The 22,387-nt window shown below is 62.9% G+C and carries 18 protein-coding genes; 7 read left to right on the plus strand and 11 right to left on the minus strand.

The window, feature by feature from the left end; genetic code table 11:
- Window positions 1-2,517, minus strand: a complete 2,517-nt coding sequence (locus A0O30_RS26725) for a UvrD-helicase domain-containing protein (RefSeq protein WP_105948706.1) — start codon at window positions 2,515-2,517, stop codon at window positions 1-3.
- Between the two features lie 174 nt (window positions 2,518-2,691).
- Between A0O30_RS26725 and A0O30_RS26730 the strand changes: the two genes are divergently transcribed.
- Entirely contained in the window at window positions 2,692-3,390 is a 699-nt protein-coding gene (locus A0O30_RS26730; RefSeq protein WP_016714634.1) for a pirin family protein, read from the plus strand.
- A 158-nt stretch (window positions 3,391-3,548) separates the two neighbouring features.
- Here A0O30_RS26730 and A0O30_RS26735 read toward each other — a convergent pair whose 3' ends face one another.
- The 7 genes from A0O30_RS26735 to A0O30_RS26765 all read right to left on the minus strand — a co-directional run bounded on the left by A0O30_RS26735 (window position 3,549) and on the right by A0O30_RS26765 (window position 9,142).
- A complete protein-coding gene (locus A0O30_RS26735; protein ID WP_177410319.1) occupies window positions 3,549-4,448 on the minus strand; it encodes a transporter in 900 nt (299 codons plus the stop codon).
- Window positions 4,449-4,523: 75 nt separating this feature from the next.
- The gene (locus A0O30_RS26740; protein WP_060497194.1) at window positions 4,524-5,585 is read right to left on the minus strand and encodes an NADH:ubiquinone reductase (Na(+)-transporting) subunit F; all 1,062 of its coding nucleotides are present in this window, start codon (window positions 5,583-5,585) and stop codon (window positions 4,524-4,526) included.
- Between the two features lie 11 nt (window positions 5,586-5,596).
- Window positions 5,597-5,956: a phenol hydroxylase subunit P4 gene (locus A0O30_RS26745; protein ID WP_016714637.1), complete on the minus strand. Its 360-nt coding sequence runs from the start codon at window positions 5,954-5,956 to the stop codon at window positions 5,597-5,599.
- A 64-nt stretch (window positions 5,957-6,020) separates the two neighbouring features.
- Window positions 6,021-7,535: an aromatic/alkene/methane monooxygenase hydroxylase/oxygenase subunit alpha gene (locus A0O30_RS26750; protein ID WP_104834531.1), complete on the minus strand. Its 1,515-nt coding sequence runs from the start codon at window positions 7,533-7,535 to the stop codon at window positions 6,021-6,023.
- A gap of 32 nt (window positions 7,536-7,567) precedes the next feature.
- Window positions 7,568-7,837, minus strand: coding sequence for an MmoB/DmpM family protein (locus A0O30_RS26755; RefSeq protein WP_105948707.1), 270 nt, complete (start codon window positions 7,835-7,837; stop codon window positions 7,568-7,570).
- On the minus strand, window positions 7,834-8,829 hold the full coding sequence (locus A0O30_RS26760) for an aromatic/alkene monooxygenase hydroxylase subunit beta (protein ID WP_105948708.1): 996 nt from the start codon (window positions 8,827-8,829) through the stop codon (window positions 7,834-7,836). Before A0O30_RS26760 ends, A0O30_RS26755 begins: the two co-directional genes overlap by 4 nt.
- A gap of 55 nt (window positions 8,830-8,884) precedes the next feature.
- Window positions 8,885-9,142, minus strand: coding sequence for a phenol hydroxylase subunit (locus A0O30_RS26765; protein WP_105948709.1), 258 nt, complete (start codon window positions 9,140-9,142; stop codon window positions 8,885-8,887).
- A 374-nt stretch (window positions 9,143-9,516) separates the two neighbouring features.
- Between A0O30_RS26765 and A0O30_RS26770 the strand changes: the two genes are divergently transcribed.
- On the plus strand, window positions 9,517-11,193 hold the full coding sequence (locus tag A0O30_RS26770) for a sigma-54-dependent Fis family transcriptional regulator (protein WP_105948710.1): 1,677 nt from the start codon (window positions 9,517-9,519) through the stop codon (window positions 11,191-11,193).
- Window positions 11,194-11,235: 42 nt separating this feature from the next.
- On the opposite strand, the gene A0O30_RS26775 is transcribed toward A0O30_RS26770, so the two are convergent.
- The 3 genes from A0O30_RS26775 to A0O30_RS26785 form a co-directional block, all read right to left on the minus strand.
- Complete coding sequence (locus A0O30_RS26775) at window positions 11,236-11,832, minus strand: DUF6708 domain-containing protein (protein ID WP_256589827.1); 597 nt, start codon at window positions 11,830-11,832, stop codon at window positions 11,236-11,238.
- 226 nt (window positions 11,833-12,058) lie between these two features.
- Window positions 12,059-15,277: a T6SS effector BTH_I2691 family protein gene (locus A0O30_RS26780; RefSeq protein WP_105948711.1), complete on the minus strand. Its 3,219-nt coding sequence runs from the start codon at window positions 15,275-15,277 to the stop codon at window positions 12,059-12,061.
- A 278-nt stretch (window positions 15,278-15,555) separates the two neighbouring features.
- Window positions 15,556-15,957: a hypothetical protein gene (locus A0O30_RS26785; RefSeq protein WP_105948712.1), complete on the minus strand. Its 402-nt coding sequence runs from the start codon at window positions 15,955-15,957 to the stop codon at window positions 15,556-15,558.
- A 211-nt stretch (window positions 15,958-16,168) separates the two neighbouring features.
- Between A0O30_RS26785 and purU the strand changes: the two genes are divergently transcribed.
- The 5 genes from purU to A0O30_RS26810 are packed head-to-tail and all read left to right on the plus strand — an operon-like array spanning window position 16,169 to window position 22,384.
- Entirely contained in the window at window positions 16,169-17,035 is an 867-nt protein-coding gene (gene purU / locus A0O30_RS26790; RefSeq protein ID WP_016711159.1) for a formyltetrahydrofolate deformylase, read from the plus strand.
- The gene (folD, locus tag A0O30_RS26795; protein WP_105948713.1) at window positions 17,032-17,943 is read left to right on the plus strand and encodes a bifunctional methylenetetrahydrofolate dehydrogenase/methenyltetrahydrofolate cyclohydrolase FolD; all 912 of its coding nucleotides are present in this window, start codon (window positions 17,032-17,034) and stop codon (window positions 17,941-17,943) included. Before purU ends, folD begins: the two co-directional genes overlap by 4 nt.
- A complete protein-coding gene (locus A0O30_RS26800; protein ID WP_105948714.1) occupies window positions 17,925-19,166 on the plus strand; it encodes an FAD-dependent oxidoreductase in 1,242 nt (413 codons plus the stop codon). Before folD ends, A0O30_RS26800 begins: the two co-directional genes overlap by 19 nt.
- Window positions 19,167-19,178: 12 nt before the next feature.
- Window positions 19,179-19,484: a sarcosine oxidase subunit delta gene (locus tag A0O30_RS26805; protein WP_028613225.1), complete on the plus strand. Its 306-nt coding sequence runs from the start codon at window positions 19,179-19,181 to the stop codon at window positions 19,482-19,484.
- Window positions 19,481-22,384, plus strand: coding sequence for a 2Fe-2S iron-sulfur cluster-binding protein (locus tag A0O30_RS26810; RefSeq protein WP_105948715.1), 2,904 nt, complete (start codon window positions 19,481-19,483; stop codon window positions 22,382-22,384). The genes A0O30_RS26805 and A0O30_RS26810 overlap by 4 nt, the downstream gene beginning before the upstream one ends.
- The last annotated feature ends 3 nt before the right edge of the window (window positions 22,385-22,387 follow it).

Below are 22,387 nucleotides of genomic sequence, written 5' to 3' on the forward strand. Positions count from 1 at the left end.
TCACTGCCCGCGCAGGTCTTCGAAGAAGGCCTGCCGGCCATCCACCTGGCTGGACGCCCGCGGGGCCGCCGCCGCTTCGCCATTGGCGGCCTCCACATGCCAGTAGCAATGCTGCACGGCGCGGGTCACCGCCACGTAGGCCAGGCGCTGCACTTCTTCCTTCTGCGCCGTATCGAACGCCTGGGCATCACCGGCCCTGCCCAGCCCGGCCTGGCGGTACACCTGGTTCTTGTAGGGCGAGCTGGTCAGGTACTGGCAGTCACCCAACATGAACACCGCATCGGCCTGCAACCCCTTGGCACTGTGGTAGGTGAGCTGACGCAGTCGGCGCTGCTCGGCCGGCAATGCCGCCTCGGCGTGCAGCACGCTCTGCAGGTGCTCGTTCATCAAGGCCCTGTCGCTGCCCTTGCGGTACAGCATCATCACCGTCTCGCCCCGCTGGTAGTGCTCCATCAGCGTTTCGCCCAAGGCGGCTTCGTCACGGTCGAACACCTTGACCGGCGACCCCGGCAGTTCGGCTGCGGGGCCACTGGCCCGGGCTTTCTTGCCGGCAATCGCCGGCGTTCCCTTGACCAGGTGCTCGGCCGCGTCGATCACCTGCTGCTGGCAGCGGTAGTTGTCGACCAGCATCACCCGGGTGTTGGCCGGCGACGGGAAGGCCTTGGTGAACTCCATGAAGTACTTGGGTGAACTGCCACGCCAGCCGTAGATCGACTGCCAGTCGTCCCCCACGCACAGCAGCGACGAATGCTGCGCGTGGCGCCCGGTGTGCATGGCCGGGCCGCGTCGGCGGATTTCGGCCAGGCAGGCACGCAGCCAGCTGACAATCTGCGGCGACACGTCCTGGAACTCGTCGATCATCAGGTGCGCCAGTGGCCGCAGCAGCGGGTCGGGCAGCAGGTAGAGGTTTTCCGGGTTGTTCTCGCCAAACAAGGCGAACATGCGGTTGTAGCTCATCACCGGTGGCGACTGGTCCAGCAAGTGCGCTTCCAGGGCTTTCCAGTACAGGGCCAGGGCCTCGAAGAACAAGGCATCGCTGTCGCCGGACGGGAAACTCATCGCCGCCACCGCGTTATTTACGTCCAGGCCAAGGTTCTCGATGAAATTGGCCGCGCCGACAAAGGCATCCAGCAACGGCGCCGGGGCCAGCTCACCCTTGACCTTGTACTCGAACCCCGGGCCAGCCACGGCATCACCCGCCAACGAGGCCGCCAGGCGCCGGGCCATGGCGTAGTTGTCCAGCCAGATCAGCGGCCGGTCGCAGAAGGCCTGCAACAAGGTGCGCTTGACCGCCCACTCGGCACGCACTGCCAGCTTGGCGCCGGGGCGCTGATACTGGGCACTTTCTGCGGGGTCGAAGCCCAGCACCACCCAAGGCCCCTGGCCTTCCAGCCGGCCATGCACATGGAAGCGGCTGCCACGGATGTCGACGGTTTCGCGGCAGGGTTCGATGCCCTTGATCGGCCAGGCACCAGCGGCGAACCACAGGTCCTCGATCACATCGCACAGCTCTTCGTCGCGCTGGGCCGCCAGCTGCGTTACCTGTGCGCGCTTCTGCACATCGGGGTTGTTCGGGTCCAGTGGTTTCAGTTGCAACGCTTCGCTGCGCAGCAGGCCGACCAGTTCGGCAAAACGCGGGCTCTCGCCCAGCAAGCTGCTGTAGCACTGGTTCAGTTGCTGGCGCTGGGCATCGTTAAGGCGCAGGTCGAACGGGTTGCTGTCGGCCTCGGCCTCATGCCCGGCGGGCATCTCGTTGCCCAGCGTCTCGAAGGCGCGCACCTGGTCGAAGCCCGGCAGGCTGCGCACCAGCGGCAGGATGCGCGAATGGAAGGTACGCACCAGTTCGCGGGCCTGGACCGGTTGCAGGTTGATCTGCCACAGGGCGAACACTTGAAGCAGGCGCTTGATGAAGTCCTTGCGCGACTCGCGGGTGAAGGTGACCACTGTCATCGCATCCAGCTCGTAGCCCAGGTAATGGCGCAGCAGCAAAATGCGCAGCACCAGCGACGTGGACTTGCCGGCACCGGCACCGGCCACCACGCAGGTGGACGGGGTGTCGCTGAAAATCAGCTTCCACTGTGCGGCACTGGGCTGGGCCTCGGCGGGCACACGTTGGGCGACATCGGCCTTGAAGCGCTTTTTCAGCTCGGCCGTCAACGGCAGGCGCCAGTCGTCGAACAGGTTATCGTCCCGGCCCGGCACGCCAGCAGTGTCTGGGCGGGAGTCGCGGATCACCAGCACCTGGCGCCCGGCCTCGTAGCCTTCCATCCGTCCACGCTCAAACCCTTCACGCTCAGCATCGGCATGACCACTGCGCTGGCCCTCGGCGTGACCCAGAAACCATGAGTCGCGGTGCTGAGCCTGCAGGCGGGTCAGGCCACGCCCCAGCAGGCGGGCGACCAGGCGGCGAAACCAGGGCAGTTGGGCGGGCGGGGTAAGGTCGGCGGGGGCCTGGGGTTGCTCGTGGGCCACGGTCACTCCGTTGAAAAACAAAATCAGCGGGCATGTTCGCTGCATCGAAGGAAAATCGCCAGCGAATGCTTGCAGATCAGTGGATTAGGCGATGAAGCGAAGAAAGGCCAACAGAAATAACATCTATTAAACTGATTATTTTAAGCCGATATTTACGCTTATTTTCGATGTTTCTTTCGCGCATCATGGCGTCATTCCACTGATTCAAGGAGCACCATCATGCTGCAACTGCGACCGTTTGATAGCCTCGGCCACGCCAACCATGGCTGGCTCGACGCCCACCACCATTTCTCGTTTGCCGAGTACTACGACCCGGCGCGCATGCACTGGGGCAACCTGCGGGTATGGAACGACGACCTGATCGCAGCCGGCAGCGGCTTCCCGCCGCACCCGCACCGCGACATGGAAATCATCACCTATGTGCGTGAAGGCGCGATCAGCCACCAGGACAGCCTGGGCAACAAGGGCCGCACCGAGGCCGGTGACGTGCAGGTGATGAGCGCCGGTACCGGCATCGTGCACAGCGAGTACAACCTGGAGGACGTCGATACCCGTATCTTCCAGATCTGGATCGTACCGGAGCGCACCGGAGAAGCACCGCAGTGGGGCACCCGGCCGTTCCCCAAAGGCGAACGTGGTGAAGGCTTCGTGACCCTGGCAAGCGGCCGCGTGGGCGATGAAGACAGCCTGCAGATTCGTACCGATGCGCGGTTGGTGGCTGCTACCTTGCGTGCTGGGGAAACCGCCGAGTACCGCTTCGATGCCGCACGCCGGGGTTACCTGGTGCCGGCCAAGGGGCTGGTGGAGGTGAACGGGTTGCGGGCCAAGGCGCGCGATGGCGTGGCGATCGAGCAGGAAGAAGTGTTGCGCGTGACCGCCATCGAAGACAGCGAGATCGTGCTGGTAGATGTGGCCTGATGAATCGGCCAGTACAGGCAGCCTTGTAATGCCTGTACTGGCCTCATCGCCGGCAAGCCAGCTCCCACAGAGACCGCGCAGGCTTTAGATTAATCTTCTGCCTGCGCGGTCTCTGTGGGAGCTGGCTTGCCGGCGATGGGCTGCGCAGCAGCCCCCTTTCAGAATGGCAAGGTCAGCTTCAACCAGTAGGCATCACCCTGGGCGCGGTTGCGCACTTCGGTTTCCTTCGACCACTTCGCCGTCACGAACCAGCCATCCTTGCCGCTGTACTTGATCGACGGGCCGATGGCAAAGCTGCGCCCCTTGTTGTCTTCGATACGCTCACCGTCCTGGCGGTCGTCAGTCGTCTGCCGGTAGTAATACCCCCCTACCCCCAGCACCCAGCCATTGCCAAGCCCCCATCCCACGGCATAGTCCACATGAAACTCCTGCCCCGAACGGTAATCGGTGGCCGGGTTGCGCCGGTTGAAGTCGTACATCACCTTGGCATCCAGGTTGAGCCCGGCCGGGTCGATATAGCTCATCGCATACACCGGCTCGAACACCCAGTAATTGCGCCCGGGGTTGGCCAGGTCGTTCTTGTCGTAGCGCCCGGTGGGGGCAATCATGTCGAAGGCCAGGATGCTGTGGAACTTGTCACTGTGGTGAAAGCCCAGCGCCGGGCCGAAGATCACGTCGCCCAGGCCGCTGTTATGCTGCGACTGGCCGTTGAGCGATACCTTCAGGTCTACCAACGGCACGATGGCATGCAACGCCAGGCTGCCACCCAGCACGGTGTAATCGCTTACCCAGATCAACCGCGGCACGATGGCGTTGGCGCGTACACGAAAGTCCACCGGCAGTTTGCGCCCGTCGTTGCCACGCAGGTTGTCGGCTTCGTAGTGGTTGACGAACAGCTGGCCATAAAAACCCGGTGGTGGCATGGCGCCAGACATGTAGTTTTCGGCACCGAGCGGGTAGGACGTGCCGCCGCCTTCGGTTGCATGGGACAGGTTGGCAGCGCCGAACAACGAGGCGCACACGGCAAGGCGCAGCAGGTTTGCAAGGGTCGGGGTCATCGGGTCAACCTTTTTTGTTGTTATCGGTCGGGTGCACGCCAGCCCCCTGTGGCCAGGGCGCCAGGCGTCAAAGGGTCAGATGCGTTTGAACAGGGCCGAACGCTGGCCTTCAGAGGCTCCATCAGCGGCGCTGTAGAACCGCTCCATGAAGATGTCGCGCTCGAACAGGCGGCCCTGCATCAGGCAGGTGATGGCCGCGTCGATCATCGGTGGCGGGCCGCACAGGTAGGCTTTGTGGCCGTTGAAGCGGCCCTCGAAATGCTGCCTGGCGGCGTCGTGCACGTAACCGCGCACACCCTGCCACTGCGCGTCTTCGGCAGCCTGGCTGAGGGCTGGCACATAGCTGAAGTTGGCATGGCGGGCAGCCAGCGCTTCGAACAGTTCGCGGTTGTACAGCTCGGCACGGGTACGGGCGCCCTGGAACAGGGTGATGCGGCGGGTATCGCCACGCGCCAGCAAGTCGAGAATCATCGATTGCGGGCTGGAAAGCCCCGAGCCGCCAGCGATGAAAATCAGGTCGCCCGGTTGGGAGCTGCGCACGAAAAACTGCCCGTAGGGGCCGGACAGCGCCAGCGCGTCGCCCACCTTGAGCTGCTGGTGAATGTACCCGGTGGCCACGCCGCCTTCCACCAGGCGCACATGCAGTTCCACCTCGTCCGCCTGCTGGGGCGGGTTGGCCAGTGAGAATGCGCGACTGCCTTCAATGCCAGGCAGTTGCAGGTTCACATACTGCCCGGCCTGGAAGGCCATCGGCCGGTCGAGCTTCAGGTGCACGCCGCGAATGGTCGGTGACAGTTCGACCAGCCGAGTGACTACGGCGTGGTAGTCCTGCACCGGCAGGCCGGCGAAGTCCGGGTCGACGTCGATGTCGGCCTCGATGACCAGGTCGCTCTGCGGGATGGCGCAACAAGCCAGCACCTTGCCCTCGTCGCGTTCCATGTCCATCAGGGCGAAGGACGAAGCGGCACCGAGGTCGACCTCGCCTTCCAGTACCTGGCACTTGCAGGTGGCGCAGGTGCCGTGGCCACAGGCAAACGGCAACCACACGCCTTGGCGCAAGGCGGCTTCGAGGATGGTCTGCCCCTCCTCCACTTCAATCTGTTCGCCGGTGGGTTCGATGGTGACTTGATAGCTCATGGCGGCATTCCTCAGTTGTGGCTGCCGCCCAGGCCTTCAAGGCCGGGGGTGTGCAGGTGCAGCAGGCTTTTGTGGGTGATGCCGTTGGCTGCCAGTCCTCGGGCCAGGTCGGGCGTGAAGGGCTGCTCATCCAGGCGCCACCGTGCAGTGGCGAAGTCCACCTGGGCAGCATCCGGGTGCAGGGCAATGGCCGGCTTGACCACCTGCTCGATGAAAGCGGCAAAGGGCAGCGCCGGGTCCACCGGCAGGGTGAACGGAGCGCAGAACAGCAGGTGGTTTTCCCAGCACAGGTACACCAGCTGGGCGCCGTGGAAGTTGGCCTGGCGGTCCAGGGGCTGGGCAGTGTAGGTGCCGATGGCGGTCACGGGCATGGCGTTGTTCCTCTTGTTCTTGTAGGGCCAGGGCGCGTCAACGGCGCCCTGGTGGTTCGGTGGCTCAGCCGGCCTTGCGCCCGGTGCCTTGCAAGGCCTGCCAGCGCTGCTGTTCGGGCGAACCCTGGTACTCGAAGTTGTCCTGCCCGGGGTCGATGTTGTAGTAGTCGCGCACCACCGCCTCGACATCGCCGCCACCGCAGTTGCCCTGCAGGATCTGATGCACCGGCAGCCAGGCCTGCACGTACTTGTCCGGCTCGAAGGCGAAGATGTCGCAGCAGCCATCGGAGCAGAAGTGGTAGCGCTCGCCCTCATGCACCAGGCTGCGGTGGCTCAGCTGCGTGGGCGCATCCGGCTCGGTGAAGGCCAGCGGGATCTGGCAGATCTGGCACAGCATCGGCAGCGTCGGGTTGTAAAAGCGCTCACCGCGCGCCTGCAGCTCGCGCCAATGCTCGTAGCGCGGCCGGTAGTAGCGGTCGAAGGTGTCCGGGTACTTGGCCGACAGCCAGTCCAGCTCCTCGTCGGTGGGGATCCAGGTGTGGAAGTTGGTGGCCTGGCTGTACTGGTAGAAGATCGACCAGGCCTGGTGGCTGATATGCTCCTTGCCGATGGTGGTCTGCTCGACGTACTTCGGCGGGCGGATGCCGTAGCGCTCCAGGTCCTTGAACAGCGCGCCACCGGCCTGCTCGAAGTACACCTCCCAGGCTTCGGCCCAGGACATCACCTTGTTGGGCAGCATGTAGTCCATCATCATCCCGACCAGGGTCAGCAGCCGGTAACCGCGCCAGAACCACTTGTCGATCCAGCGCTGGACGATGGGCACGTTGTCCTCGTGTTGCTCCAGCAGGAACTTGATCACCTCCAGGCCCAGGGTCATGTGCCGGGCTTCGTCGGACTGCGCCGAGAAGCCGAAGGTGACCGTGGCCATGTCGCCGTTGAACGCGGCACCCGACATGAACGGCACGAACAGCAAGTTGGTCAGCACATACTCGAACGAGAACGAGATGGCGGTGAGGAACTCGAACGGGCCGGCTGTGCGCGCATCCTCGAAGAACGACTTGGGCACCGACAGGAACCACACCCGGTCGTGCATGTGGGCGAAGTCATGCAGCCCGTTGAAGTGCTTGTTGTAGTGGCTCATGGCGTGCACCTGGGTCTGCACGTGGCGCAGTTCGTCGATGGCCTGCATCTGGCAGGCCACCCGTGCGCCGGCGCCACCAAAGTGCCGGCCGACACGGGCGAAGCCTTGGTAGGCCTGGTACTCCAGCGGGGTGACGCCGCTCAGGAACAGTTTCAGGGCGTTGACGTAGCGGGCGTCAGAAATGTTCTGGTGGCCGTTGTTCTGGGCGAAGGCATCGAAGATGGCGTACAGCTTCTTCTCTTTCTCGGCCTGGTACTTCCAGTAGGCGTCCATGGTCAGGCGGAACGGGTCTTCCCACTTGTCCCAGTCAGTGATCTTGATGCCCTCGAACCGCTCGTAGGGGTAGATGGCGTCTTTGCTCTGGTAGCTTGGTTCCCAGCCCAGGTCGCGGGTCAGGCAGCGGTACTTGTCTTTCTGGTTGAGGCGTTTGGCGGCCATGATGGTCTCCCTTGTTCTTGTCGTTGTGCGGTTCAGTTCCAGTGCAGGGCGAAGCAGTCTTCGTCTTCCTCGACGTTGCCGCCGAGGGTGATCACGTCGATCAGCATTTCCTGCACGTCCCATTCACGGTCGATCTTTTCTTCCACCGTGGCGCGGTGAATCTCCAGGCGCCCTTCAGCCTGCACACGGATCATCGCCGGCTGGTGCTGCACCTGGGCATGCGGGTTGTCCTGGGTGATGGCCTCGACGATGTAGCGGGCGCTGTCGTTGTCCTGAAAGGCGATGTACACGAGGGAAGTCATGCGGCATCTCCACTAAGGCCCAGTTTTTTCAGGCGAGCGCCGAAGGCGCTGTCACAAGCATCCAGCGCGTCACGGCCTGGGCCGGCCTCGGCCAGCGGCAGCAGCGCTTGCACGGCACGGCTGCGCCATTCACATACCCAGCCTTCGATCAACTCACGGTTGTATGGGCTTTCGGCTGCGGCGGTTTTGACCAGCGCATCGACCCAGCGCTGGCTTTCGGCAAACCACAGGCGCATGAACTCGGTGAGCATGCCCAGCTGCCCTGCCCCAATGGCCACCAGCTGCGCATCGAAGTGCTCGAACAACAGCGGATACAGCAGGCCGTCGCCGACCAGGTTCTGCGCCAGGCTCAGCTCGAACCAGTCACGCACCACCAGGCTGTCCTCTACGTAGCGGCGCAGCCCTTGCCAGGCCGGCTCATCCAGCCAGCGCTGCCTGGCCTCGGCCAACAGCGCAAGGCCGTCGTCTTCCAGCAGCAGCCCGATGCGTGACAGATACTGGGCAATGGCCAGCCGGTCCATGGCGTGGAACATGTGCATCTGGGTGACGCTGGTGCCGAAGGCGTCAGCAGCGATGCCGCTGTTGTTCATGTTGGCGCCCAGTTCGGCGTGACGCAGCGGCAGCAGCAGGCGCGCGACCAAAGCACGGGTTCCGGCCGGCAGGCTGGCCAGCAGCTCACGCTTTTCGCAGAAGGCAAAGCTGTGCTCGGCGTTTTCCTGCATGCGTGCCCGGGCTTGCACGTAGGCGCCGTAGTAGTACTGGCGCGGATCGCTGACGGCGTACCAGTCAGCCATCTGCACGGCGGTACGGCTGGGGTCGTTGAGCAGCTTGTCGGGCTGCCACAGCGGGCGGTAGTGGAAGTTGGTGGCGGCCTCGATGTCGAAGCTGGCTTCCTGGTAGCGGCTGGCCGGCTTGTCACCGAAACGGCGGCGGGTGTGGCTGAAGGTCTGGCGGATCGGCTCGACCGTGGCCGTCTTGATCTCGATACTCATGCAAGGCGTCCTGTACTTGTTGTTGTGGGAATGCAATGCGCCAGCAGGCGGCGCGCTACTCGTCCGCGTCGCGGCTTTCGCCATAGCGCCACTTGCGCATGTCGGCATCGACGGCAGCAGCCATCGCAGCGTCCATGTGGCGTACCCGGTTGCTGGCGCAGAAGCTGGCGAAGGCCGTGCGCGGCAGGACCAGTTCGACGAACAGGTCCGGGTAACCGATGGCAAAGTCGAACTCGACGAAGGCGGCGTCCGGCTCGCTACGTACGCGGACGTAGCGCGGCATTTGCTCGAAGGTGGTGGTGGTTTGAGTCATGCACGGGTGCTCCGGTTGGACGTGCCAAGGGCTAGAGCAACGGCTGTGCCAGGCGCTTTGAAAGCGCCAAAAATGAAACCCAACCAATTGTTTTTAAAAGATTTTATTTTTCTTAAGCGTTAGCTTGAGGCAGCGCTATGCGCACGTTGCAGGCTGCCCGTTTGATCATTTGCTCAATCGCACCTGCGCCGTTTGAGCAAATGGCAAACGTCACCGGCGATTGACTTTTGCGCCGCTTTCAGGCGGTTTAGAAAAGAGAACGACCCAGGCCTTGCCTGCAGACTGCGGTCGTCCCGGCGTGACCAGCAAACCCGCCTTGCCTGAGCGGGTGCACGCCGATTCCCCATACAACTACAAACAAGGGGCGCAAGCGAATGATTACCCAGTACAGGGCGCCGGAACCTGCGCCGGCGCTGAAAGACCTGACCGAACGGGTACGGTTTGAAGGCACCGAAGGCAAGATCTGGCTGGACGAGCAGCGCATGCTGCTGGTGCAGGCCGCGACCATGGCCAGCATGCGCCGCGAGCTGATCGAAATGCTCGGCGTAGAGCGGGCCAAGGGCTTCTTCCTGCGCCTGGGCTACCAGTCGGGGCTGAAGGACGCCGAGCTGGCGCGCAAGCTGCGGCCCAATGGCAACCCGGTGGACATGTTCTTCATCGGCCCGCAACTGCATTCGCTCAAAGGCATGGTCAAAGTGCGCCCGCTGCAGCTGGAAATCGACCTGGACAACGGCCATTTCTACGCCGACATCGAATGGCAGGACTCCTTCGAGGTGGAAAACTGCCAGTCCGAAGCCCTGCATTCCGAGCAACCGGTGTGCTGGATGCTGCTCGGTTACGCCATCAGCTACAGCTCGTTCTTCCTCGGCCGCCAGGTGCTGTACAAGGAGGTCAGTTGCCGTGGCTGCGGTGGCAGCGAATGCCGCATCATCGGCAAGCCGGTGGAGCAATGGGAGGATGCCGACACCTTCCTGCGCTACTTCCAGAGCGACCCGGTGATCGACGAGCTGCAGTCGCTGCAGGTGCAGGTGGCCAACCTGCGCCAGCGCCTGCAGTACGAGTCGGGGCAGTTCTACGGCATCGGCCAGTCGGCGGTATACCGGCGCTGCTGCGCGCTTACCGACAAAGTCGCCCCTGGCAAGGCATCGGTGCTGTTGCTGGGCGAAACCGGGGTTGGCAAGGAAGTGATCGCCCGCAGCCTGCACCTGCGCAGCGAGCGTGCTGGCGCCGCGTTCGTGGCGCTGAACTGCGCGACCATACCGCCGGACCTGATCGAAGCCGAGCTGTTCGGCGTCGAGAAAGGCGCCTACACCGGCGCCCTGCAGGCACGCATGGGCCGCTTCGAACGGGCCAACGGCGGCACGCTGTTCCTGGACGAGATCGTCGAACTCACCCCGCGCGCCCAGGCCAGCCTGTTGCGTGTGCTGCAGGAAGGCGAACTGGAGCGCGTGGGTGACAGCCGCACGCGGCCGGTGGATGTACGGGTGATCGCCGCCACCCACGAAAACCTCGAACAGGCCGTGAAGGATGGGCGATTCCGGGCCGACCTGTTCTACCGCCTGAACGTGTTTCCGGTGCACATCCCGGCACTGCGCGAGCGGCGCGAAGACATCCCGCTGCTGATCGAGCACTTCCTTGGCCGCCTGCACCACAGCTACGGCAAGAAAACCCGTGGGCTCAGCGACCGGGCGATGCAGGTATGCCTGCAATACGACTGGCCGGGCAACATCCGCGAACTGGAAAACCTCATGGAGCGCGGGGTGATCATCACCGATGAGAACCAGAGTATCGGCCTGGACGCGCTGTTTCCCCATTCGCCGCCGGCTACCGACAGCATTGGCTTGGGCAGCGATGGCCGGCTGGTGGCGGGCAGTGACCAGGCTTCGCCCGGCTGGGTGGCGCAGATTCTCGACAGCGGTACAGGCCTGGACGCCGTCGAGGCGGTACTGATGCAAGAGGCCATGCAGCGCTGTGGGCAGAACGTTTCCGAAGCCGCCCGCCTGCTCGGCATGACCCGCCCTGCCCTGGCCTACAGGCTGAAGAAGGGGTGAACCCACCGTAGCCATTTTTGCAGAGGCCCTGTGAGAGCGGTTCTAGCGGGTGCCATCCACTGCATCTTCTTCAGAGGGTGCAGTACGGGATTCGCGGTCTATGTCCGCTGGCCATTGAACCTTTGGCGCCAGGCAATGCATGTGGCTCAGGCCATCGTCATCGTTCCAGTCGCGGGGTGGGTGCACGAATTTGGGTAGGGCTTCAGGACCTTGCTGCATGAAGAGCCGGGCGATAGCCCAGTAGGCCTTGCCTTGATCCAAGGTATGCGTGAAGAAGACACGGTCAATGACTTCATTGGTTTCGGGATTACGGACTGACAGCATGACGTTTTCGATCAGGCCCCCGTGGCCGGGGGCGTAGACGCGGTAGACCTCGGCGGTGACGTCGTCCCAGTTATGGGCGACCGGCTGGAGGCCCCAGCGTTTGCGGCTGAACAGATAGATGTAATGGGATCTGTATTGATAGAAATAGATTTTTCGGCGTAGACGATTGAAGCGGATTGGTTCATCCCGTGGAAGCGTCAAGTCCAGTTTTACATAAAAAATACTGGCCCACAGCCCGATTGCAGACATCAACATCGCAAAAAGATCAAACACCCAGTCACGCGACAGTCCATCAACTAAATAAGTCCAGTACACGTATAAAACCAGAATGGCACATGGTATTAAAATCGGAATACTGAATAACGCCACTACACCCCGCAAGCCAAAACTAGACCGAGGCAGCTCCAAATAGATATTGTTAAAGTTATTGGGCGAAGGCTTAATGCTTTCCGTTCCGCATGGGAGCGTTGGAGTTTCATTAATTTGTGGTAGGTCGTGGCTCCAGCCTAGCGATCGCCCCCATAACACTCTAGCCTGAAATCTACTCACTCTCCCTCCTATTACATATCTCTACATATGCACTTTCAATTGACCTGTCCGGCCAGTACATCACAACCAGTGTGGCTGCCACTATACTGTGCGCGCCTATGGTTGGATTTAGTTCCACAACCCCTGCTATATCCAACCATTGAATTTCGCCACCCCCAAAAATTGACTTCTGCGCTTTCTTTACAACAGCAATATCTCTTTTATAATCAGGATGAGGCGGCGGAGCAAAAGTAGAGAATACGGCATGTTTAGAAAGTGGTTCTATGTGATGAGCATGGTAATCTTCAGAGATTAACGTCTCTCCACCAAAGTATTCTGGAAATTCCCCATCACGGCCACGATGAACGATCAGGCTCCATCGGTACGCCGAGACATCATGCCTGTGCTGTGGCAATATAACTTGAAATTTTAGTTTCTGTTCCCTCTCCAGGCTAACCAATCCACCAATCCTTGGTGCACCAGGTTTATTCAAGAGATTCGCCTCGAAATGAAGCCTTGCCTGAACACCAAGCGTAGCAGCGTTAAGCTCTGCGAATGAAAGATCTGCATACTCAGGAGCATTCCAACGTACAATCGGATTTTCATCACCCTTCCCAAAGCAACAGCGTCTCACCCAGCGCTCCAGCGCAGTTGATTCATTTTCTTCTGCTCGTTTGCTTAAAGCGTATGCGCTCAGCGTCAGTATTACAGCTATACCTAAAGGGCCTATGAATAATGGATTGAACACCGCCCCCGCAAAAGCTAATGTACCCAATCCGAGGAGCGCAACGGACCATCGATATTGCGATAACGCTAAACTGTCTCCCGCTGCAGAAGCTCGCTTGGCGGCAGATATCGCTTGTGCAGTATCAAAAATCCCGGCTATTGAACTGAATAGGGCGCCGAACTTAACCAGCGCCACTCCAACTGCTGCCGTGCCTTGGGACCAGGGCGCCTTTATGTAGGTGGCACTGGATCGCATTGCCAGTCCGGCCAACTCAATCTGCCCGCCCAATATCCCCAGCAGCGAACCTTGCAACGCCAGCTTGGCCTCATGCGCCTTGGGCCCAATCTCGGTTTCTGCTTTATCCTGGTTTCTGCTCAGGCTGTCGTGTTGCAAATACAATCCGCCTATCGCGAGCAATACTTCCCAACTGCCTGCCACCCCCCGCAAACCGCTAAAGCCAGTCCGCACCAACTGCGCCGCCTGCTGCGAAGTAATGCGCATACCCTGCAACACCTTGCGCGCATTCGCCTCCAGCGTCCCCGCCGCCACCGAGATATCCACCAAGGCAATCTGTGCCGCACTGCTCGCCTGGGTCACCTTCATGCTGGCTCCCTCAAGCAGCCGGCCACGCACCTCTTCAGCCGTACCCTCCACCCACACCGTCACGCTGATCATGGTGTGGGTAAACCGTGGGTCGAGCACGGCCAGGCTCATCAGCCCGTGCTGCATGATCGGCCGCACCTTGTTCCAGGCCTTGGTTGAATGGAGGTCGAAGTCATCGATATTGCGATGCATCCGGTCCCTGGCCTCGGCAATCGAGGCATTGGCCTTGTGCTGCAACTCGCGCAAGTGGGCACTTTGCAGGGCGTAGTACTCGCCCAGCTTCATCTTCACTTCCAGCTCGATCAGGTGCACGCCGTTGTACAGATACTGCGTCGCGCTGTTCAGGTGCCGCACGGCGTTCTGAATACCGGGCGACATGCAGGGTGCCAGGCGCTGGCTGGCGGCGTTAAGGGCACCCTGGGTTTCGGCAATGGCCTGCTTGAGGGTGTTGCGCATGCGCAGACCGGCGTCATCGCTGCCGATGACCTTGCTCAGCATGCCGTAGAATTTGTCGCTGTCATTCCAGTTGATCACGTCGGCGGCGGAAAAGCTGGGCAGCAGCCCGGCCAACAACACACGGTCGCGCATCAGCAACGCGCGGTAAGGTGGACTGTCAGGGTCCTGCAGCCATTTCAGCCAGAGCGTTTCGCTGGTGCCGGCTGCGGGAGACGCATCGGGTGCCACGGCTTCGGTAATACCACCGCCCAGGCACAGCGCCATGGTCTTGGCATACGCCACGCCAGACTCACGATGATCGCCATCGTAGTCGTACTGCTCGGCCACCTTGAACATGGGCGTGTCGAACAGCGCAACATAAGCACGCGCGTTCTTGTCGATGTAACCCTGAAACTCGATTTCCTGCTGGTCATACTCGGCCTGGAACGCTGCCCGTTTCGCTTCGTCGTAGCGTTCCTCAAGCCGCTCGTCACTCTCCAACTGTGCCCGCTCCACCAACCGTTGGCGCTCCACCGTCGGGTCGGTGAACACCGGTGGTCCGTCGCCGGTCACGGGCTCCAGCGACGGCACCTTCTGCGCCGCCCACTCCCGGTGCGTGGCGCGAATGACTTGCAGGATTTGCGAGGTCTGCAGCTGGTAGGCCCGCATGGGGGCTTCGCGCCAGACCTGGCGCTTCACCACCCAGCTCAGCCGCTGATGGTTGAACTCCTGAATCAAACCCACGGTATCGTCGAGCACCACCGCCAGCACGCCCTTCTCCAGCGTGTGCCGGTTCATCGCGTTGACCAGATACCCCTTCAGGGCAAACCTTCGCAGCCAGCGCGTGTGAAAGCCATGCGCACTGTCGAATGGCGAACACCCATGCTGCGCGTACTCAAACACGTCCTTGTCGACCCTCAAATTGTCCGGCGTCATGGCGATGCCCAGCAACTCGGGGTTGTGACGCGCCTGGGTCAGGTCTACCCCTTCGAAGCGATGGGCAGGCGCCTGGCCCTTCTTGTAGGCATTCAGCACACTCACCGGCCAAGGGTCGCTGGAGAAGGCCAGCCAGGCGCTGCCATAGCGGTCGGTGTCGATGTTCAGGAAGGACGAGGGAATGTCGTGGTTTTCATTCACGCATTTTTCGGGCAGCGATGCAGGCAGGCCCTCTGACGGCTCGTAGGGGTTGAAGCGGCGCAGATGGCCCTGCTCGCTCACTTCGTAGGCATGCCAGACCTGCTGGTCGAGCAGCACGTACAGGTAGCCCATGCGCAAGGTGCGCACGCCCAGCTTCGCCGAGACATGCAGGCTACCGGCCACGGTGGTGAGGCCCTGCGGGCGTGTGTCCGGCACCAGAGCACGGCGCAGGGGCAGGATCGGCAGGCCTTGCCTTTCGCAGGCCATGCACTGGTCAGACGGGAGCCCGGCTTCGGCTGTCGCAATGGCGATACGTTGACTGAGGGTCATAAGCGCCTCCCGATTTTTCGAAGGGAATCGATCAGGCAGCACCAGTGTGCTTCGAAATAGCGAGCAAGCAACAGAGGGGTATCGGTTGGGCCGGGCATGAAGGGGTCCTTGTCTTTCAGCGTGCTGAAGACAGAAACACTATCGGGGAATCAATTCTTCAAAGAGTCTGGCGCTTCCTAAACGGTTGTAGGATCCATCTCTTTGGCACGTTTCCAGACATTTCCTGGGCAATAACCCGCAGCTACAGGGGCGACAGAGCGCTCACACCAGATTGACCGTCAGGTATCCCGCAGCAAGTCATGAGTATCGAGCAACCGGAAGGCCACCTGCGGGTTACGCTCCAGCCCGCGCCGGATCGCCGCCGGGATCGATTGCCGGGTCCTGCGGCACAGCCCTGGCTGGTCATCCAGCTCGATGACAATGCCACGCATGGTGCGCACTTCGTTGAACCCGGGGGCGATGTGCACGCGGATGCCGAGATTGTCGTACATCCGTTGCTGCAGGCGCTGCAGGTCCTCCAGGTCCTTGAGGTTTTCCAGGCGTTCGAGCAGGCGTTTCTCTTCCTGACGGGTCAGTAGCAGGATGCGCTGTGCGGCCTGCGGATGCTCGCCCAGATGTTCGCGGCCGCAGTCGCAGGCACCAGGGGGGCATGGTTGGCGCAAGGGGGGTGGCGTAGTCATGGAGCAAGCATAGCCCTACAGAGCGCCCTCAAAAAACTTTCCTGCCAGGATAAAAAATTTCACAAACCCCTGGACCGCCACCCCTCACTTCGCCTATAAATCGCCTAAAGGAAATTTATATTCCTACCAAGAAACACTACTTCGCCTGCTCGCGAAGCTTCTTTTGCCCTTGTGCCCGACCTGCCCCACTCCATCACGAGGCCTACCCGACATGCACCCCGCTCCCGATCACTTCATCCTGCGCGTCAGTTGCCCGGCCGTGTCCGGCATCGTCGCTGCGGTGACCACTTACCTGGCCGAGCACGGTTGCTACATCAGCGAGATGGCGCAGTTCGACGACGAGGACAACGGGCGCTTTTTCATGCGCGCAGTGTTCCGCTACAACACCGGCACCACAGGGGACACACCGCAGCTGGAGGCGGGCTTTGCCGACGTGGCCCAGCGCTTCGACATGCAGTGGAGCCTGCACAGCAGCGCCCGGCCGATGCGCGTGCTGCTGATGGTGAGCAAGTTCGACCACTGCCTGTCCGACCTGCTGTACCGGCATGCCAAGGGCGAGCTCGACATGCAGATCACCGCCGTGGTGTCCAACCACCTGGACCTGCGCCCCATGGCCGAGCGCCAGGGCATCCGCTTCGTCTACCTGCCCGTTACCAAGGAAACCAAGGCCGAACAGGAAGCCGCACTGTTGCGCATTGTCGAAGACACCGGCACTGAACTGGTGGTGCTGGCGCGCTACATGCAAATTCTGTCCGACGACCTGTGCCGCCAACTGTCAGGCCGGGCGATCAACATCCATCACTCGTTCCTGCCAGGTTTCAAAGGCGCCAAGCCCTACCACCAGGCCTACCAGCGCGGGGTCAAGCTGATCGGCGCCACCGCCCACTACGTGACCAGCGACCTGGACGAAGGCCCGATCATCGAGCAGGAAGTGCAGCGCGTGGACCACGCCTACGCACCGGACGACCTGGTGGCCATCGGCCGTGACACCGAAACCATCGCCCTGTCCCGCGCCGTGAAATACCACCTTGAACACCGGGTATTCCTTAACCACGACCGCACGGTGATCTTCAAATGAACGCCATCCCCAGCGTCAAGCTGATCGACGGCAAGGCCACCGCAGCGCGGGTGCTGGCCGAGGTGCGCGAGCAGGTGCAGGAGCTGTGCCAGGGCGGCGTTCAACCAGGCCTGGCGGTGGTACTGGTAGGTGCCGACGCCGCCAGCCAGGTGTATGTGCGCAACAAGGTGCTGCGCGCCGACGAAGTAGGCATTCGTTCGCTGGAACATCGGCTGCCCGCCGACACCACCCTGGCCGAGCTGCTGACCCTGATCGACCGTCTCAACCGCGACAGCGCGGTAAACGGCATCCTCGTGCAACTGCCGCTGCCCGCGCACATCGACGCGCACCGCGTGTTGCAGGCCATCGACCCGCTGAAGGACGTGGACGGCTTTCACAGCGAAAACGTCGGTGGTTTGGCCCAGGGCCGCGATGTGCTTACCCCGTGCACGCCCAGTGGCTGCATGCGCCTGTTGCGCGACGCCTGTGGCGAGCTGCGCGGCAAGCATGCGGTGGTGGTGGGCCGCTCGAACATCGTCGGCAAACCCATGGCTGCCCTGCTGCTGCAGGCCGACTGCACGGTGACCGTGGTGCATTCGCGCAGCCAGGACCTGCCGGCGCTGTGCCGCCAGGCCGACATCCTCGTGGCCGCGGTAGGCAAACCGAAGCTGATCGGTGCCGACTGGCTGAAGCCCGGCGCGGTGGTGATCGACGTCGGCATCAACCGCATCGAAGAAGGCGGCCACAGCCGCCTGGTCGGCGATGTCGACTTCGCCGCCGCCCTGCCCCAGGTCGCCGGCATCACCCCAGTCCCAGGCGGCGTCGGCCCGATGACCATCGCCTATTTGATGAAAAACACCCTGCTCGCCCTCGACCTGCAGCAACAGGCCGCCCACCAGGAGCGCACCGCATGCCTTTCGCCCTGCTGAAATACGGCCTGAGCGCCGACTACCCGGTGGAGGTCGACCTGCCGCCACCGTGCGAACTCAAACCGCGCTATGACGTGGTGATCATCGGCGGCGGCGGCCACGGCCTGGCTATCGCCTACTACCTGGCCAGGTACCACGGCATCACCAATGTCGCCGTGCTGGAAAAGGCCTACCTGGGCGGCGGCAATACCGCACGCAACACGGCGGTGATCCGCTCCAACTACCTCACCAGCGAGGGCGTGCGCTTCTACGCAGAATCGGTGCGCATGTTCCAGAACCTGTCGAACGAGTTCGACTTCAACATCATGTATTCCGAGCGCGGCCAGCTCACGCTGGCGCATACCGACGCTACCGTGCGCGCCTTCCGCCAGCGCGCCGAGGTCAACAAGCACTTCGGCGGCCGTACCGAAATGATCGACCGCCAACAGATTCGTGAACTGGTACCCAGCCTCAACCTTGACCCCGGTCACCTCCCGGTACTGGCTGGCCTGTGGCACATCGACGGCGCCACTGCACGCCACGACGCGGTGGCCTGGGGCTACGCCAAGCAGGCGGCCAAGCGGGGTGTGGAAATCCACCAACTGACCGAAGTGCAGGACCTGCTGATACGCAATGGCCGCATCGAAGCGGTGAAGACCAACCGTGGCACCGTGCAATGCGGCTGCGTGGTCCAGGCCGTGGCCGGTGCCAGTTCGGTGCTGATGGCCAAGGCCGGGATCCGTGCGCCGATCCACACCTACCCGTTGCAAGCCATGGTCACCCAGCCGTTCAAACCGTTCCTCGACCCGCTGGTCAGTTCGTCGGCGCTGCATTGTTATGTACAGCAGACCAGCCGGGGCGAAATCGTCTTTGGCGGCGGCTCCGACCCTTATCCGCTGTACAACACCCGCTCCACCCTCGACCTCAAGGAAAGCCTGCTGGCCCACGCCATCGAGATGTTCCCGTTCATGGCCAACGCCAAGCTGATGCGCCAGTGGGCCGGGATGACCGACATGACCCCGGACTACAGCCCGATCATGGGCCTGTCGCCGGTCGACAACTACTACCTGGACGCTGGTTGGGGCACCTGGGGCTTCAAGGCCACGCCCATCTGCGGCAAGACCATGGCCGAGCTGGTCGCCAGCGGCGGCAAAGTACCCGAAATGATCGCGCCCTTCGCCCTGGAGCGCTTCAGCCGCTTCCAGCAAGTGAACGAAATGGGCGCCACTGCGGCCAGCCACTAGGAGCACACGACGATGAAGATCCTGACCTGCCCCTTGAACGGCCCGCGCAACATCAGCGAGTTCACCTACGGCGGCGAGTTCAAGCACATGCCCGACCCGGCCAGTTGCAGCGATGCCGAGTGGGCCGACTATGTGTTCAACAGCGACAACCTGGCCGGGGTGGTGACCGAGTGGTGGCTGCACAACGCCTCCAGCTACTGGTTCCTGGCCGAGCGTCACACGGTTAGCGACCAGGTGCTGCGCACCTTCGACCCGAAAGCACTGTTCGACCGCCGCGTCGACTTCACCCCCGCCGCCACCCCGGAGATTGCCGGATGAACAGCCACACTCGCCTCCCCGCACCCATGGGCCTGCTGATCGACCGCGAGCGGCCTGTGCGCTTCCAGTTCGACGGCCAGGCCTGCGAGGGTTTTGCCGGTGACACCATTGCCAGCGCCCTGCTTGGCAATGGCCGCTGGCTGCTGTCGCGCTCGTTCAAATACCATCGCCCACGCGGCCCGCTGAGCATGGCCGGGCAAGATGCCAACACCCTGGTGCAGTTGCCCGAAGAACCCAACGTGCTGGCCGACCTAGAGGCTGCCCGCGACGGCCAGGTGGTCGAAGGGCAGAACTTCAACGGCAGCCTGCAGCATGACCGCGACGCCTACCTGGGCAAGTTCTCGCGCTTCATGCCGGTGGGCTTCTACTACCGCTCGTTCTACAAGCCCAAGGGCATGTGGAAAGTGTGGGAGCCACTGATCCGCAAGAAAGCCGGCCTGGGTGTGCTCGACCTCAGCTTCAAGCCGCAGTATTACGACAAGGCCTATCTGTTCGTTGACGTGGCCGTTATCGGCGCCGGCCCGGCTGGCCTGCGTGCGGCCCTGGACGCAGCCAACGCCGGGGCCAAAGTGCTGCTGATCGAACAACAACCGGTGCTGGGCGGCTCGCTCACCTACGCCCGCTTCGACATCGCCGGCACCCGCGCCGCCAGCCTGCGCCAGGAACTGCTGGCCGCCGTCGAGGGCCACCCGAACATCCAGGTGTTGCTGGAGGCCACCTGCAACGGCTGGTTCACCGACAACTACCTGCCGGTAATCCAGCACAAGCGGCTATACAAGGTGCGCGCCACCCGTTGCCTGGTGGCAGCCGGCTCGTTCGACCAGCCGGTGGTGTTTCGCAACAACGACCTGCCGGGCGTGATGCTGACCAGCGCTGCCCAGCGGCTGATGAAGCTGTACGCAGTCAAACCGGGCCAGCGCGCGGTCATCCTCACCGGCCACGATGACGGCTACCTGGCCGCCCTCGACCTGCAGGAGCAAGGCGTGGCCGTAGCCGCCGTGGTCGACATGCGCGCCGCGCCGGCCGATGCCGCACTGGCTGCCGAGCTGAAGCGCCGCGATATCCCCGTGCACCTGGGCAGCACCGTGTATGAAGCCCTGCATGAAGCGGGCATGCGCCATGTCAGTGGCGTGGACATTCGCCCGATCACCGGCCAGGGCAAGGTCGGCCCGCACGGGCTGCGCCTGGCGTGCGACCTGCTGTGCATGTCGGCGGGCTACATGCCGGTGTACCAGTTGCTGTGCCAGGCCGGTGGCAAGCTGGCCTATGACGTCAACCGCGACGAATTCGCCATCAGCCATTTGCCGGCCGGGCTGGATATCGCAGGCTCGGTAAACGGCCGCCACGCGCTGGCCAACGTGCTGGCCGATGCCACGCGTGGGGCCGCCGACGCGGCAACTGCGCTGGGCCTGCAAGCGCCGGCGCAGTCGGTGTTCAGCGCCGAAGCCAAGGTCAATTTCCCTTGGCCGATTTTCCCCCACCCCAAAGGCAAGGATTTCGTCGACTTCGACGAAGACCTGCAAGTGCGCGACATCGTCAACGCTACCCGCAGCGGCTACCGTGACGTGCAACTGGTCAAACGTTTTTCCACGGTCGGCATGGGCCCGTCCCAAGGCCGCCACTCGGCGCTACCCACGGCGCGTCTGGTGGCCCAGGCCACCGGCCGCAGCATCAGCGAAACCGGAGTGACTACCGCCCGCCCACCGTTCCAGGCAGAAAAGCTGGCACATGTCGCCGGCCGCGCCTTTGACCCCTACCGGCAAACCCCCATGCACCGCCGCCACCTGCAAGCCGGGGCGAAGATGATGCCGACCGGTATCTGGCAGCGCCCGGCTTATTACGGCAAACCCGAAGACCGCGAGCGCTGCATGCAGGAAGAAGCCCGCCATGTGCGCGAGAAGGTCGGCCTGATCGACGTGTCTACCCTGGGTGGCCTGGACGTACGCGGCCCGGACGCCGCCGAACTGCTGGAACGCCTGTACACCTTCGGCTTTGCCAAACTGGCCATCGGCCGCACCCGCTACGCACTGATGACCAACGAACACGGTGTGGTGATCGACGATGGCGTTTGTGCGCGCCTGGGCGAGCAGCACTTCTATGTCACCGCCACCACCAGCGGCGTCGACCGCATCTACCAGCAGATGCTGAAGTGGAATGCGCAGTGGCGCCTGGACGTGGACATCACCAACGTCACCGCCGCCTTGGCTGCCGTCAACCTGGCCGGGCCGCTGTCGCGTCAGGTGCTGGCCAAGGTGTGTGACGATGTCGCGCTGTCGGCCGAGGCCTTCCCGTACCTGGGCGTACGGCAGGGCAAGGTGGCCGGCATCCCGGCGCGCATCCTGCGGGTCGGTTTCGTCGGTGAGCTGGGTTATGAAGTGCATGTGCCGGCGCGCCATGCCGAGCGCCTGTGGGACGCCCTGATGCAGGCCGGCGCGGGCCTGGGCATTCGCCCGTTCGGCGTCGAGACCCAACGCCTGCTGCGCCTGGAAAAAGGCCATGTGATCATCAGCCAGGACACCGACGGCATGACCCACCCCGCAGAGATCGACATGCAGTGGGCCATTGGCCGCAAGAAGCCGTTCTTCGTCGGCAAGCGCTCCATCGAAATCCTCGAAGCACAGCCGCTCAAGCGCAAGCTGGTCGGCTTCACCCTGCCCAAAGGCAGCCCACAGCCGCTGGAGGGGCACCTGGTGCTGGACGGGCCGGACATCAGCGGCAACGTCACCTCCTGCGAGTACTCGCAAACCCTGGGGCAGATCATCGGCCTGGCCTATGCCGGCGCCCACCAGGCCACCCCCGGCATGCACATCCCGATCCGCGTGGAGGGCGGCGCGATGGTGCATGCCAAGGTGGTGCAACTGCCGTTCCACGACCCCGACAACCTGCGCCAGGAGCTCTGAACC

It is taken from the genome of Pseudomonas sp. LLC-1 (assembly GCF_002992185.1).
Taxonomy (GTDB): domain Bacteria; phylum Pseudomonadota; class Gammaproteobacteria; order Pseudomonadales; family Pseudomonadaceae; genus Aquipseudomonas; species Aquipseudomonas monteilii.

Coding starts and splice junctions, on each gene's coding strand:
- A0O30_RS26730 (WP_016714634.1), top strand. CDS start 2,692: ATGCTGCAACTGCGACCGTTTGATAGCCTCGGCCACGCCAACCATGGC.
- A0O30_RS26780 (WP_105948711.1), bottom strand. CDS start 15,277: ATGACCCTCAGTCAACGTATCGCCATTGCGACAGCCGAAGCCGGGCTC.
- A0O30_RS26750 (WP_104834531.1), bottom strand. CDS start 7,535: ATGGCCGCCAAACGCCTCAACCAGAAAGACAAGTACCGCTGCCTGACC.
- A0O30_RS26770 (WP_105948710.1), top strand. CDS start 9,517: ATGATTACCCAGTACAGGGCGCCGGAACCTGCGCCGGCGCTGAAAGAC.
- A0O30_RS26810 (WP_105948715.1), top strand. CDS start 19,481: ATGAACAGCCACACTCGCCTCCCCGCACCCATGGGCCTGCTGATCGAC.
- A0O30_RS26760 (WP_105948708.1), bottom strand. CDS start 8,829: ATGAGTATCGAGATCAAGACGGCCACGGTCGAGCCGATCCGCCAGACC.
- A0O30_RS26765 (WP_105948709.1), bottom strand. CDS start 9,142: ATGACTCAAACCACCACCACCTTCGAGCAAATGCCGCGCTACGTCCGC.
- folD (WP_105948713.1), top strand. CDS start 17,032: ATGAACGCCATCCCCAGCGTCAAGCTGATCGACGGCAAGGCCACCGCA.
- A0O30_RS26735 (WP_177410319.1), bottom strand. CDS start 4,448: ATGACCCCGACCCTTGCAAACCTGCTGCGCCTTGCCGTGTGCGCCTCG.
- A0O30_RS26755 (WP_105948707.1), bottom strand. CDS start 7,837: ATGACTTCCCTCGTGTACATCGCCTTTCAGGACAACGACAGCGCCCGC.
- A0O30_RS26740 (WP_060497194.1), bottom strand. CDS start 5,585: ATGAGCTATCAAGTCACCATCGAACCCACCGGCGAACAGATTGAAGTG.
- A0O30_RS26805 (WP_028613225.1), top strand. CDS start 19,179: ATGAAGATCCTGACCTGCCCCTTGAACGGCCCGCGCAACATCAGCGAG.
- A0O30_RS26785 (WP_105948712.1), bottom strand. CDS start 15,957: ATGACTACGCCACCCCCCTTGCGCCAACCATGCCCCCCTGGTGCCTGC.
- A0O30_RS26800 (WP_105948714.1), top strand. CDS start 17,925: ATGCCTTTCGCCCTGCTGAAATACGGCCTGAGCGCCGACTACCCGGTG.
- A0O30_RS26725 (WP_105948706.1), bottom strand. CDS start 2,517: ATGCAGCGAACATGCCCGCTGATTTTGTTTTTCAACGGAGTGACCGTG.
- purU (WP_016711159.1), top strand. CDS start 16,169: ATGCACCCCGCTCCCGATCACTTCATCCTGCGCGTCAGTTGCCCGGCC.
- A0O30_RS26745 (WP_016714637.1), bottom strand. CDS start 5,956: ATGCCCGTGACCGCCATCGGCACCTACACTGCCCAGCCCCTGGACCGC.